The sequence below is a fragment of the Pantoea sp. VS1 genome (assembly GCF_002207995.1).
GTDB classification, from domain to species: Bacteria; Pseudomonadota; Gammaproteobacteria; order Enterobacterales; family Enterobacteriaceae; genus Pantoea; species Pantoea dispersa.
On sequence record NZ_NHZE01000008.1, the window covers coordinates 94512 to 107601 of the forward strand.

Here is a 13090-nt window from a genome sequence, read left to right on the forward strand (position 1 = left end):
AATGGGGGTTTTATGTTTGATCTGATTCTGCGCCGCGCGCGTCTGTGTGATGAACAGCTGGTGGATATCGCGATTCGCGCCGGCAAAATCGCGGCGGTCGGTAAGGTGGACGGCGCAGCGCAACAGGAGCGCGATCTCGGCGGCCGCTATTACGTCAGCGCCGGCTGGATTGACAGCCACGTACACTGCTATCCCAAATCGCCGATTTACCACGACGAAGCCGACGCGATTGGCGTGGCGCAGGGTGTCACCACCGTGGTGGATGCGGGCAGCACTGGTGCCGATCACATCGACGACTTTTATCAGCTGACGCGCAGCGCGAAGACCGAAGTGCGCGCGCTGATCAACATCTCGCGCACCGGCATCGTCACGCAGAACGAGCTGGCCGACATGGCGCAGATCGACGGCGAAGCGGTGGTGCAGGCGGTACAGCGTCGCCCGGACTTTATTGTCGGCCTGAAGGCACGCATGAGCAGCAGCGTGGTCGGCGACAACGGCATTCAGCCGCTGGTGCGCGCCAAAGCCATTCAGCAGACGGCGGGCAATCTGCCGCTGATGGTGCACATCGGTAACAACCCGCCGGTGCTGGAAGAGATCGCCGCGCTGCTCACTTCCGGCGACATCATCACTCACTGCTTCAACGGCAAGCCGAACCGCATTCTGTCACCGCAGGGCGAGCTGAAAGCGGCGGTTAAGCAGGCGATCGCGCGCGGCGTGAAGCTGGATATCGGCCACGGCAGCGCCAGCTTCAGTTTTGCGGTGGCGCGGGAGGCGATTGCCCAGGGCATTCTGCCGGACACCATCAGCTCCGATATCTATTGTCGCAACCGCATCAACGGCCCGGTGCATAGCCTGGCGCACGTGATGTCGAAATTTTTCTCCATCGGCATGACGCTGCCGCAGGTGATCGCCTGCGTCACCGTTAATGCCGCAGCGGGTCTGCGTCTGGCCGGTAAAGGTCATCTGACCGCCGGTTATGACGCCGATCTGACCATTTTTACCGTCAAAGAGGAAGCCCGCCCGTTCGTCGATGCTGAAGGCGAACGGGTCACGGGTGAGCAACATTTGCTGCCGCTGGCCGTGGTGATCGCGGGCCAGTGGCATCTGACTGAGGAAGGGAAAGCGCATCATGTCTTCGATTTATGAGAAATATGACCTGAAACAGGTGATCAACGCCTCCGGCCGTATGACCATTCTTGGCGTGTCGACGCCGTCCGCCGACGTGGTGGATACCGTCAGCTACGGCCTTAATCACTACTTTGAGATCAAAGATCTGGTCAATAAAACCGGTGCCTACATCGCGCGCCTGCTGGAAGTCGAAAACGCGGTGGTGGTGTCCTGCGCCTCGGCCGGTATTGCCCAGTGCGTGGCGGCGGTGATCGTCAAAGATAACGACTGGCTGCTGGATAACCTGCACGCCGCGCCGCTCAGCGTGCCGCACGACATCGTGGTGCCGAAAGGCCATAACGTGAACTACGGCGCGCCGGTGGGCAGCATGGTGGCGCTGGGCGGCGGACGCCTGATTGAGGCCGGCTACAGCAATGAGTGCTCGCCAGAGCAGCTGGCGGCGGCCATCACGCCGACCACCGCGGCGCTGCTGTACGTCAAGTCGCATCACTGTGTGCAGAAAAGCCATCTCAGCGTCGAACAGGCGGCGGTGGTCGCGCGCAAACACGGTATTCCGCTGATTGTCGATGCGGCGGCCGAAGAGGATTTGCAGTGCTATTACCAGATGGGGGCCGACCTGGTGATCTACAGCGGTGCCAAAGCGATTGAAGGGCCAACCAGCGGCTTGGTGATCGGCCGCAGCCAGTACGTCGAGTGGGTGAAACGCCAGAGCAACGGCATTGGCCGCGCGATGAAAGTCGGCAAAGAGGGCATTCTCGGCCTGACTCAGGCGATTGAAAACTACCTGCTGCAGAGCAAAACCAGCGGTGCCGACATGGTGGCGAAGATGACGCCCTTTATCGATAACCTCAACACGCTGAACGGCGTCAGCGCGCGCGTGGTGTGGGATGCGGCCGGTCGTGATATCGCCCGCGCTGAGATCAAATTTGATGAAGCGGTGACGGGCTGGCCGACCGGCGAGCTGGTGCAGGCGCTGAAAAACGGCGACATCGCCATCTATTTCCGCGGCTATAAAGCCAACGAAGGCATTATCGAAGCGGATGTGCGCAGCGTCAGCGCGGAACAGTTGCACATCATCTTTAGCCGCATCCAGGCGCTGCTCAGCGGAGGAAAACGCGCATGAATCTTAACGCCAATTTCTATCAGGGCCGTCTGTGCCTCAACGTGCTGGCCGGTTCAAAGCAGAATGCGCAGGCGATCTGGCAGGCGGCAGAAGGGCATGTGCTGGTCGGCGTTTTGTCGAAAAACTACGCCTCGAATGAGGCCGCGATTGCCGATATGCGCGAGTACGCGGCGCTGATTGATAATGCGCTGTCGGTCGGGCTGGGTGCGGGCGACCCGAATCAGTCGGCGATGGTCAGTGAAATCTCGGCGGAACTGCAGCCGCAGCACGTTAATCAGGTCTTTACCGGCGTGGCCACCAGCCGCGCGCTGCTCGGACAGCCACACACCATCGTGAACGGTCTGGTTTCACCAACCGGCACGCCGGGCAAGGTGAAAATCTCCACCGGTCCGCGCAGTTCGCAGGCGGCGGACGGCATTGTGCCGATCGCCACGGCGATCGCCATGCTGCAGGATATGGGCGGCAGTTCGGTGAAGTATTTCCCGATGGGCGGCCTGAAAGCGGTGGAGGAGTATCGCGCGGTGGCGGACGCTTGTGCGCGCCATGATTTCTGGCTGGAGCCGACCGGCGGTATCGATCTCAGTAATTTCGAAGAGATCGTGCGGATTGCTCTGGAGGCCGGGGTCAGTAAAGTCATCCCGCACGTTTACAGCTCAATTATTGATAGCGCCAGCGGCGACACGCGCATTGACGATGTGCGTCAGCTTCTGGCAACGTGCAAGAAACTGCTGTAACAAATGAGTAACAGGTGAGGCTCCGTGAGATTTCCCAATCAGCGTTTAGCTCAACTCTTCGCGGCGCTGCAAAGCGAAACGCTGCCACAGGATGAGCTGGCGCGGCGTTTTTCCGTTTCAACGCGCACGGTGCGCACCGACATCACCGCGCTCAATGCGCTGCTGGAACAGCACGGCGCTCAGTTCGTGCTGGCGCGCGGCGCGGGCTATCAGCTAAAAATCGACGACGCGGTACGCTTCGGCCGCCTGCAGCAGGAGAGTGCGGCACCGCTGCGGGTGCCGCGCACCTCGCAGGATCGGGTGCGCTATTTGCTGAGCCGCTTTCTCACCGCTGCGTATTCGCTCAAGCTGGAAGATCTGTCGGAAGAGTGGTTCGTCAGCCGCGCCACGTTGCAGAGCGATATGGCGGAAGTGCGCGAGTGGCTGGGCCGCTATCATCTCAACATCGAAACCAAGCCGCGCTACGGTATGAAACTGTTTGGCAGCGAGGCGGCGATTCGCACCTGCCTGACCGATCTGCTGTGGCAAATCGACCAGCAGACGCCGGACAGCCCGCTGCTGACGGTCGAGGCGCTGCACAGCGGCATGCTGGCGCAGCTGCAGCCGCTGCTGGCGCAGTGCTTTACGCAGCACGCCATCCGGCTGAGCGATGAAGGCGAGCGCTATCTGCTGATTTACTGCGCGGTGGCGGTGCGCCGCATCAGCGAAGGCTTCCCGCTCAGCGATCCCGGCGCGGAGGATGTCGGCGAGGAGATACGCGAGGCGGCGCACGATCTGGTTAATCTGATGCGCCCGCTGGTGGGTAAAGGCATCTCGCAGGCGGAAGAGAACTGGCTGCGCGTTAATATTGCGGCGCGGCAGATTCAGGCGCTGGCCCCCAGCACCATCAACGCCGATGACGCGGATGCGCTGGTGGATTACCTGCTTAACTACATCAACACCCATTACAACTACCGGCTGCAGCAGGATGAGCAGCTGCGCGCCGATCTGCTCACGCACATCAAAACCATGATCACCCGCGTGCGCTATCAGATCCACATCCCCAATCCGCTGTTGAGTAACATCAAGCAGCACTATCCGATGGCCTACGATGTAACGCTGGCGGCCGTCACCAGCTGGGGCAAATACACGCCGTATACCATCAGCGAAAACGAGATTGGCTTTCTGGTGCTGCACATCGGCGTCGGGCTGGAGCGACATTACGATGTCGGCTATCAGCGACACCCGCAGGTGTTGCTGGTCTGCGACAGCGGCAACTCCACGCTGCGCATGATCGAGGCGCTGCTGCTGCGCAAATACCCGCAGCTGGTGGTGACGGCGCGGCTGTCGCAGCGTGACTACGAAGTGCGTGCGCACATTGATGAAGATTTTGTTATTTCAACCGCGCGACTCAGCGAGAAGAACAAGCCGGTAGTGATGATGTCGCCGTTCCCTACGGAGTTTCAGCTGGAACAGCTCGGCAAGCTGGTGCTGGTGGACCGCACCCGGCCTTACATGCTGGAGAAGTACTTCGACGCGCAGCATTTCATGGTGCTCGACAGGCCGATGAGCCAGTCGGCGCTGTTCCGCCTGCTGTGCGATCGGCTCGAGGCGGAGGGCTATGTCGATGCTGATTTTTATCCGTCGGTCGAAGAGCGTGAAGCGATTGTCAGTACCATGCTGGGTGAAGGGATCGCGCTGCCACACTCGCTGGGATTACTGGCTAAAAAAACCGTGGTTTACACCGTGCTGGCACCGCACGGCGTAAGCTGGGGCGATGAGACGGCTTCGGTAATTTTTCTGCTGGCGATCAGTAAGAGTGAATATGAGGAGGCGATGGCGATTTACGATCTGTTTGTCACCTTCCTGCGCGAAAGGGCGGTGACAAGACTGCGCGACTGCGCTGATTTCGTCAGCTTTAAAGCAGTGGCGATGGATTGTCTGAGCCGGTTGTGAGGGGGATGGGTGCGGTTTTCCCCTCACCCTAACCCTCTCCCGCAAGCGGGCGAGGGGACCGATCCAGCGGTGAGTGAGTTCAGGCGCTGAGCCTCAGCGCCCGGTGAATTGACTGAATTCTGGCCCTCAAACCACGCCCGGACGACTCCTTCTTAGATTCCCTCTTAAAACCACGTTCGGGCGGCTCCCTCTCCCGCGTGCGGGAGAGGGCTGGGGTGAGGGCGAAAGGCCGCCAGCCCACAAAATCAGCCGCGTTTCGCCAGCAGTTTCGGAATCTCACGCAGGCACCAGGCTTTGGCTTCACCCATGCTATCGCGGCGCCACGCCATAATAATATCCACCTCACGGGTATACTCGGCGCTGACGACGCGCAGGCGGCCTTCGGCGATATCTTTCTCTACCATCGGATAGGGCATGGTCGCTACGCCGAGACCCGCCAGCAGCGCGCGGCGTTTATCATCCATGCTGCTTACCGTCAGGCGCTGCTGTTTGCCAGCAGCTGCACCGTCAATACCGGACGTTCGCGCGCGGTGTCCGCCACGGCGATGCCGCGATACTTAACGCGCGTGACCTCGGACAGCGGCTCGGCTTCCTGATGAATCGGGTGATCCGGACTGGCAACATACACGCTCATAATGCTGTACAGCTTGCGCGTGTTGATTTCGGTGGAGGCGCGAAAATGCAAATCCGGCGCGATCACGATGTCGGCGCGCCCCTGTTCCAGTCGTTCCCACGCGCCCGCCAGCACTTCGGTGACCAGCGAAATCTGCGTATTGGCTTTCTCGGCCAGCTTCTCTACCAGCGGGAACAGCAGCTCGGTCGGGATTAGCGCTTCGGCCACGATGGTCAGATGGGTTTCCCAGCCGCGCGCCAGCGCTTCGGCATCGGTGGTGAGTTTATCGGCGGCTTCCAGCAGCACGCGGCCGCGTTCCAGCAGCATTCGCCCGACGTTGGTGAATTTGGTGCGATGGCCGGAGCGGTCAAACAGCACCACATCCAGCTCCTCTTCCAGCTTCTGCATGGTGTAGCTCAGCGCCGATGGCACGCGTCCCAGCTCGTCGGCCGCCGCGGCGAAGCTGCCGCGACGGTCAATAGCATCCATCACACGTAAAGCTTCCAGGGTTAACGCGCGCTCTTTAGCCATGCCGACTCTCTGTCAGTAAATTTGAATATGCCAGGCAGATTAACTGGCTAACAATCCGGCGTCCAGCCTTTTACCATTGACGTATAAAGCCTGTGGTGGATTCTCACCGCAGTGCGTCGGAGGTAAAGCATGATGACAACCCGCTGCGCGTCCGCATGTGGCCAGGCCGATTTCGGTTGGTTGCAGGCGCGCTATAGCTTCTCATTTGGCCACTATTTTGATCCCCAGCTGATGGGCTACGCCTCGCTGCGCGTGCTGAATCAGGAAGTGCTGGCACCCGGTGCGGCATTTCAGCCGCGCACCTATCCGCAGGTGGATGTGCTCAACCTGGTGCTGCAGGGTGAAGCCGAATACCGCGACAGCGAAGGCAATCACCTGGTGGCGCGCGAGGGCGAAGCGATGCTGCTGTCGGCCCGCCAGGGCGTCAATTACAGCGAACACAATATCAGCAAGGATCGCCCACTGACGCGCATGCAGCTGTGGCTGGCCGCCTGTCCGGAACGGGAAAATCCGCTGCTGCAAAAACGCGCGCTGCCGCAGCAAACCCATGTGCTGATTGCGTCACCGGATAGCGCGGACGGCAGCTTGCAGCTGCGCCAGCAGGTGTGGGTACATCAGGTCACGCTGGCACCGGGCGAGCAGTACAGTCTGGCGCTGCACGGACCGCGCGCCTATTTGCAGTCGATTCACGGTGCGCTTGGGGTACGGGCCAGCAGTGCGCATCAGGAGCAGCTGCGCTGTGGCGATGGGGCGTTTGTCAGTGAAGAGGCGCAGATTACGCTGCAGGCGGAAACGCCGCTGCGTGCGCTGGTGATTGATATTCCGGTGTAAAAAAGGCGGCCCTGCTGGCCGCCTGTGGCATTATTTCAGAATGGTAAAGGCGGTGGTGACGTGCTTCACGCCGCTGACACGGCTGGCGATATCCGCTGCTGCCTTGGCTTCTTCCTGCGTTACCAGACCCAGCAGGAACACTTCCCCGTTCTCAGTGGTGACTTTCACGTTGGACGATTTCACCTGATCGCTGCCCAGCAGCTGCGAGCGGATTTTGGTGGTGATCCACGTATCCGATGAAGACGTGCCGAGGCTCACTTTCTGCCCGGTGCGAATCTCGTTATACACCTCTGTCGCGCCATCAACGCCCATGGCGATCTGTTTTGCCCGGCTGGCGAGATCGGCTGACGGTGCCTGACCGGTCAGCAGTACTTTGCCCTGATACGCGGTCACGACCACGCGCGCCTGATTTTTGATCTGCTCATCTTTTGCCAGCGCGTTAGTGACGCGCAGCTCCAGCGTGCCGTCATCAACCTGCGTGCCCACGGTACGCGGGTCGGTGGCGGTTTTGGTGGCGACCGCAGCGCCGCCGGCGACAACCGCCACGCAGCCCTGCAGCAGCATGGCGGTTAACAGAATGGCGATAGCGTTCAATGCTTTCATTTGAGCTCCTTCAGTCATTCCTGGTGTGGGAACAAGGTGTTATCAATCAAATCGCACAGGCAGTTCAGCGTCAGCATATGCATCTCCTGAATGCGTGCGCTGCGATGTGACGGAATGCGAATTTCCACATCGTGCGGACCGAGCAGGCCCGCCAGCTCACCGCCGTCATGGCCGGTCAGCGCGACGATAGTCATATCGCGGGTAACCGCAGCTTCCACCGCTTTAACAATATCGCGGGTGTTGCCACGGGTGGAGATGGCCAGCAGAACGTCGCCGGCCTGTCCAAGCGCACGAACCTGCTTGGCATAAATTTCGTCGTGCAGACGGTCGTTACCGATTGCCGTCAGCATCACATTGTCCGCACTCAGCGCCAGCGCCGGCAGGCTGGGACGCTCGGTCTCAAAACGGTTAATCATGCTGGCGGCAAAATGCTGGGCGTTAGCCGCCGAAGCGCCGTTACCGCAGCTGAGGATTTTGTTGCCGTTCAGCAATGACTGCACCAGCGTCATCGCGGCGCGGGAAATCGCATCTGGCAGCGCTTCGGCTGCGGCGATTTGCGTCTGAATACTTTCGGTAAAACACGCTTTAATTCTGTCCTGCACAAGACCACCTGGTTCTATCCGTCCGCACGAAAGGCATCGGCCAGCCACACCAGTTCGCGCCCGGTGATGGCGATGATGTCAAAACGGCAATTCACCGTATCAAAACTGCCGCCGCGTGCCAGCAACCACAGCGCAGCGGTACGCAGCAGCTTTTGTTGTTTCTGGCGCGTCACGCTGGCAGCCGCGCCGCCAAAACGTGCATCGCGCCGATAGCGCACTTCAACAAACACCCAGCAATCTGCGTCGCGCATAATCAGGTCGATTTCCCCGCTGCGACAGCGCACATTGCTGGCCTCCCACTGCAGTCCGGCGCGCTCAAGGTAGCGACGCGCCTGCTGCTCCTGCTCAGCGCCGAGGCGCTGGCGGTTTACTGCACCGGAACGATTTGTCCCTGACGATACTGGTTCCATGCCAACTTCCTGTTGATTACGCAATCCGTGTCGGCGCTCAGCTTGCCGGTGTTGCCATCAATGGCGAAGCCCGGTACCTGACGCATCTGGTTAAACTGGTTCGCCAGCGTCCAGGCATCAATGCCCATCGCGTAGAGGCGTACCAGCGAATAGTCGTTGTTAAAACTGCGCGCCGCCTGCTGCATCAGGCCTGGATTGGCACCGGATAGCAGCGGAATATCGCTGAACTGCAGGCCATCCATCTCCAGCCGGAAGTCCGGACCGGCACCGGCCTGCGCACTGCGCGAGCTGGCATACAGAGCGATGTTATTGCGGCTGCTGGTGCGCATGGCAATCATCGGCTTGATCAGCTGCAGTTCGTCCTGAGTGGCAATAATGTAAACCGCATCAACGCTGCCGCTGCTGCTGGCGCTCTCAGGCGCCGGAGCGCTGGTCTGCGGTGCCGGAATCGTCAGACCGGCAACCGCCACGCCCTGCGGCTGGTCCGGCTGTACCGTCAGCGGCGTGCCGCTCAGTGCAATACCGGCGCCGCTGTTGATGCCCTGTTTCAGCTCGCCCACGCCGCCAAAACGCTGCTGCAGCACGGTTGCGCCGCCCAGCTTCTGCCACTCCTGCGCAAACGCTTTGCCCACGCGGTCGCCATAACTGCTGCGCGGCATCAGCAGCAACGGCTGGCGTTTGCCCTGATCCCAGATATGGTGCGCGGCATCGCGCGCTTCGTCTTCAGGAGAAAGCGCAAAATAGCAAATATTCGGATGGTTCTGGATCTGCTCTGGCTCGTTGAGCGCCAGCACGTTCAGCGGTGTCTGGCTGTTGGCGACCTGTTCCACGTTATTTTTCAGCAGCGGACCGACCACCAGGGTGGCACCATCCTGCTGCGCCTGCTGCATCACCTGAGCAATCGGCTGGCTGCTGGTGTCATACACTTTCACCTGGGCGCTGCTGGCAGGCTGCGCGACGGCTGGCTGTGCGGCGGGCTGCTGCGGCTGTGCGCTGTCTGACGGCGTGATGGCCGCGGCCGACGGACTGACTACCGCGTTGGCATCGCCATTAGCTGGCGTTGCCGTGCTGGCGGGCTGTTGCGTGGAGGCGCTGGCATCGCTGCTGGCCGGTGCGGCAGGGGCTGCCGGCGCAGTCAGCACACCGTTTTTCGCATCGTTGAAGCCTTTCTGGATGGCACTGGCGAACACCTGCGCCTGACCATTAAGCGGCAGCAGCAGCGCGATTGTGCTGGTCGAGGCTTTAGTGAAGTTCTGCACCTGGCTGAGCTGGGTCGGCAGGGTTTTCGCGCCGGGGTTTTGCGGATAGCGCGTCTGCCAGTCGCTAATGGCGGCTTTCAGCATCTGGGCATCCTGGCTGTTGGCGTGCCAGGTATTCAGCAGGTCGAGCCAGCCCTGCAGCGTATTTTCGTCGGCGTTGATCACCACGCTGTTGAGCTGATCCTGGGTTAGCTGGGTCAGCGCCTGCCAGGTGGCGTCAATATTGCTCTGGTGATCGGCGCCTTTCAGCAGCGGTTCCTGAGCAATATAGGCGCGCAGCAGCGCGAGCGACGGACGATTTTGCGCAGCGGCAATCTGCAGCGCGTAGTAGCGCACCTGCTGATCCTGCGACAGGTCAGCGGCTTTTATCTGTCCCAGCAGCTGCTGAGCACCGTTGAAATCCTGCTGGGCAATTTGCAGCTGGGCGCGCAGCAGCAGCAGTTCCTGCTGTTGTACGTCAGAGAGCTGCTGTGGCAGCTGGCCGAGCTGATTTTGCGCCTGCGGATACTTTCCTTCCTTCAGCAGGGCACGGATGGCAAGTAATTGCCAGTCGGTCTTGCTATCATCGCTGCTTTGCTGCACCTGCTGCAGATAATAGTCAGAGCGGCCCGTGGCAGGACCCTGCACGTTTACGCTTGAGGTTTGCTGCGGTCCCTGGCCGCTACAGGCGGCCAGAATCAGGCCCGCGAGCAAAACAGGGACCAGGCGTCCTGCTTTATGACGTACGACTTTCGAAGGAAGCATACTGTATCCAGTGATGTTTTTTTCAAGATGCTCAATATTAAATCGGCAATTCGGATGAAACAATGAAACAACTCGATCGGGCAGAGATTTCTGCCAGCACGCTCTATATCGTTCCTACCCCGATCGGTAACCTGGGTGATATCACGCAGCGTGCGCTGACGGTGCTTGCGAGCGTCGATCTGGTCGCTGCGGAAGATACACGTCATACCGGGCTGTTGCTACAACATTTCGCCATCAATGCGCGACTGTTCGCACTTCACGACCATAACGAACAGCAGAAGGCCGACGTGCTGTTAGCGAAGCTGCAGGAGGGCCAGAGCATTGCGCTGGTTTCCGATGCGGGCACGCCGTTAATCAACGATCCGGGCTACCATCTGGTGCGTCGTTGCCGCGAGGCCGGGGTGCGTGTGGTGCCGTTGCCCGGTGCCTGCGCGGCGATCACAGCATTGAGCGCGGCGGGATTACCGTCCGATCGTTTCTGTTACGAAGGGTTTCTGCCGGCCAAAAGTAAAGGGCGTTGCGATGCGCTGCTTGCACTGAGTGACGAGCCGCGCACGCTGATTTTCTACGAATCGACCCATCGCGTGCTGGATACGCTACAGGATATGGTCAGCGTATGGGGCGCGGCACGCTACGTGGTGCTGGCACGAGAGCTGACCAAAACCTGGGAGTCATTGTACGGTGCGCCGGTGGGTGAATTGCTGGCGTGGGTGCAGGCGGACGAGAATCGCCGCAAGGGCGAGATGGTACTGATTGTCGAAGGCCATAAAGCGGATGAAGAGACGCTGCCGGCAGAGGCGCTGCGCACGCTGGCGCTGCTGCAGGCTGAGCTGCCGCTGAAAAAGGCGGCGGCGCTGACGGCGGAAATTCATGGAGTTAAGAAAAACGCCCTGTACAAGTATGCGCTGGAGCAGCAAGAGGCGTGACAAACGCGGGCGGATCGCCTATTATCCCGCGCCGAAGCTGACCAGACAGTCGCCGCTTTGTCGTCGTCCCTTTCGGGGGAGACGGGCAGAGGGGAGGAAAGTCCGGGCTCCATAGGGCAGGGTGCCAGGTAACGCCTGGGGGGCGCAAGCCTACGACCAGTGCAACAGAGAGCAAACCGCCGATGGCCCAGTAATGGGATCAGGTAAGGGTGAAAGGGTGCGGTAAGAGCGCACCGCGCGGCTGGCAACAGTCCGTGGCACGGTAAACTCCACCCGGAGCAAGGCCAAATAGGGGTTCACATGGTACGGCCCGTACTGAACCCGGGTAGGCTGCTTGAGCCAGTGAGCGATTACTGGCCTAGATGAATGACTGTCCACGACAGAACCCGGCTTATCGGTCAGTTTCGACTTTTTTATAAAGACGCCCGCAGGTGAAAATCTGCGGGCGTTTTGTTTTTGGGGTAAGGTGCGTGCTGTCCCTCATCCTAACCTTCTCCCGCAAGCGGGAGAAGGGACCGATTGTGCGTGGGATGAGTTGAGTATTCGGCCTCCAACACCACGCTTAACTATTCCCTCTCCCCGTGGGAGAGGGTTAGGGTGAGGGCAGAAAAGCGCACAAAGCCAGATAAAACCGCACAAAACCCCCATTTCCCTGCGTAAAGAAACGAAAATCCGCAAAAATGTTCTTTTTCCTGTGCCAGAATAGGCGGGTGTTCAACTACTGAGGACAATTTTTCATCCACACCGGGAAAAGCAACAACGTGGATAAGTTGTAAAATTATGGATAACCATTTCGTTACACTTTACGTATTAACCTCTTCACCCACCTGCGTTTTCTCCTGCTCACTGAGCGATCGGCACTGGCGCTTCGCGCTGTAGTTTTTTCTCTCCTTCTTAGCTTTTTATCTTTTTCAGCTATCACGCTGCGGTTTGCGCGTGGATGGCGTTTATTTCTCACAGGAGAGAAATCATGCTGTACTGGATTTTATTAGCGTTAGCGATTGCTGCCGAAATTACGGGCACCGTGTCAATGAAATGGGCCAGCGTCAATGGCGGTAGCGCCGGCTATATTTTTATGCTGTTGATGATCGCCCTGTCATACATCTTCCTCACCTTTGCCGTTAAACGTATTGCCCTTGGCGTGGCTTATGCCATGTGGGAAGGCGTCGGTATTCTGTTTATCACCCTGTTCAGCGTGATGCTGTTTGACGAGGCGCTGTCAGTGATGAAGGCGGCGGGTTTGATCACGCTGATCGCGGGTATCGCGCTGATCAAAGCAGGGACATTCAGCCGTAAGGAGCTGCATCATGACCACGCTTAACGTCGTGCATCTGGCCTGGCTGGCGCTGGCCATCGTGCTGGAAATTGTGGCGAACATCGCGCTGAAATACGCCAACGGCTTCCGTCGTCCGCTGTATGGCGTGGTATCGCTGGTGGCTGTCCTGGCGGCATTCAGTGCCCTGTCGCAGGCAGTGAAGGGGATCGATCTCTCGGTGGCCTACGCCTTGTGGGGCGGTTTCGGTCTGGTGGCTACCGTAGCGGCAGGCTGGATCCTGTTCGGACAACGCCTGAACACCCGCGGCTGGCTGGGCGTGGCACTGCTGCTGGCCGGGATGGTGTTGATCAAATTTGCCTGAGGCAGCGCGATACT

General features: G+C 59.8%; 12 protein-coding genes, 1 other RNA gene and 1 pseudogene. 9 read left to right on the top strand and 5 right to left on the bottom strand.

What is annotated here, in order from left to right; genetic code table 11:
- Positions 1–12 precede the first annotated feature (12 nt).
- The 4 genes from CBW22_RS04460 to CBW22_RS04475 are packed head-to-tail and all read left to right on the top strand — an operon-like array spanning position 13 to position 4920.
- The gene (locus tag CBW22_RS04460; RefSeq protein ID WP_088516116.1) at positions 13–1146 is read left to right on the top strand and encodes an amidohydrolase/deacetylase family metallohydrolase; all 1134 of its coding nucleotides are present in this window, start codon (positions 13–15) and stop codon (positions 1144–1146) included.
- Positions 1130–2251, top strand: coding sequence for a DgaE family pyridoxal phosphate-dependent ammonia lyase (locus tag CBW22_RS04465; protein ID WP_058759854.1), 1122 nt, complete (start codon positions 1130–1132; stop codon positions 2249–2251). The genes CBW22_RS04460 and CBW22_RS04465 overlap by 17 nt, the downstream gene beginning before the upstream one ends.
- Complete coding sequence (dagF, locus tag CBW22_RS04470) at positions 2248–2985, top strand: 2-dehydro-3-deoxy-phosphogluconate aldolase (RefSeq protein ID WP_088516117.1); 738 nt, start codon at positions 2248–2250, stop codon at positions 2983–2985. The genes CBW22_RS04465 and dagF overlap by 4 nt, the downstream gene beginning before the upstream one ends.
- Positions 2986–3009: 24 nt before the next feature.
- The gene (locus CBW22_RS04475) at positions 3010–4920 is read left to right on the top strand and encodes a BglG family transcription antiterminator (RefSeq protein WP_021509720.1); all 1911 of its coding nucleotides are present in this window, start codon (positions 3010–3012) and stop codon (positions 4918–4920) included.
- A gap of 245 nt (positions 4921–5165) precedes the next feature.
- Here the strand turns inward: CBW22_RS04475 and CBW22_RS04480 are convergent.
- Positions 5166–6064 (bottom strand): annotated as a pseudogene (locus CBW22_RS04480) (LysR family transcriptional regulator).
- A gap of 129 nt (positions 6065–6193) precedes the next feature.
- On the opposite strand from CBW22_RS04480, the gene CBW22_RS04485 reads away from it, so the two are divergent.
- Complete coding sequence (locus tag CBW22_RS04485) at positions 6194–6895, top strand: pirin family protein (protein WP_088516118.1); 702 nt, start codon at positions 6194–6196, stop codon at positions 6893–6895.
- 30 nt (positions 6896–6925) lie between these two features.
- Here the strand turns inward: CBW22_RS04485 and dolP are convergent, their stop codons facing one another.
- The 4 genes from dolP to CBW22_RS04505 are packed head-to-tail and all read right to left on the bottom strand — an operon-like array spanning position 6926 to position 10513.
- Entirely contained in the window at positions 6926–7498 is a 573-nt protein-coding gene (gene dolP, locus CBW22_RS04490) for a division/outer membrane stress-associated lipid-binding lipoprotein (RefSeq protein WP_021509717.1), read from the bottom strand.
- 14 nt (positions 7499–7512) lie between these two features.
- Complete coding sequence (diaA, locus tag CBW22_RS04495) at positions 7513–8100, bottom strand: DnaA initiator-associating protein DiaA (protein ID WP_021509716.1); 588 nt, start codon at positions 8098–8100, stop codon at positions 7513–7515.
- A gap of 14 nt (positions 8101–8114) precedes the next feature.
- Positions 8115–8510: a YraN family protein gene (locus CBW22_RS04500; RefSeq protein ID WP_021509715.1), complete on the bottom strand. Its 396-nt coding sequence runs from the start codon at positions 8508–8510 to the stop codon at positions 8115–8117.
- Positions 8468–10513 carry a penicillin-binding protein activator gene (locus tag CBW22_RS04505; RefSeq protein ID WP_088516119.1) on the bottom strand — a complete coding sequence of 682 codons (2046 nt, stop codon included), beginning with the start codon at positions 10511–10513 and terminating at the stop codon, positions 8468–8470. The genes CBW22_RS04500 and CBW22_RS04505 overlap by 43 nt, the downstream gene beginning before the upstream one ends.
- A 62-nt stretch (positions 10514–10575) precedes the next feature.
- Here CBW22_RS04505 and rsmI point away from each other — a divergent pair, with 62 nt between their 5' ends.
- The 4 genes from rsmI (at position 10576) to mdtI (ending at position 13076) form a co-directional block, all read left to right on the top strand.
- Complete coding sequence (gene rsmI / locus CBW22_RS04510; RefSeq protein WP_088516120.1) at positions 10576–11439, top strand: 16S rRNA (cytidine(1402)-2'-O)-methyltransferase; 864 nt, start codon at positions 10576–10578, stop codon at positions 11437–11439.
- A gap of 33 nt (positions 11440–11472) precedes the next feature.
- Positions 11473–11849: RNase P RNA component class A (rnpB, locus tag CBW22_RS04515), an RNA gene on the top strand.
- 557 nt (positions 11850–12406) lie between these two features.
- Positions 12407–12760 (top strand): multidrug/spermidine efflux SMR transporter subunit MdtJ, encoded by a 354-nt coding sequence (mdtJ, locus tag CBW22_RS04520; protein ID WP_370586251.1) that lies wholly within the window; start codon positions 12407–12409, stop codon positions 12758–12760.
- Positions 12747–13076 carry a multidrug/spermidine efflux SMR transporter subunit MdtI gene (mdtI, locus tag CBW22_RS04525; protein ID WP_021509711.1) on the top strand — a complete coding sequence of 110 codons (330 nt, stop codon included), beginning with the start codon at positions 12747–12749 and terminating at the stop codon, positions 13074–13076. Before mdtJ ends, mdtI begins: the two co-directional genes overlap by 14 nt.
- The last annotated feature ends 14 nt before the right edge of the window (positions 13077–13090 follow it).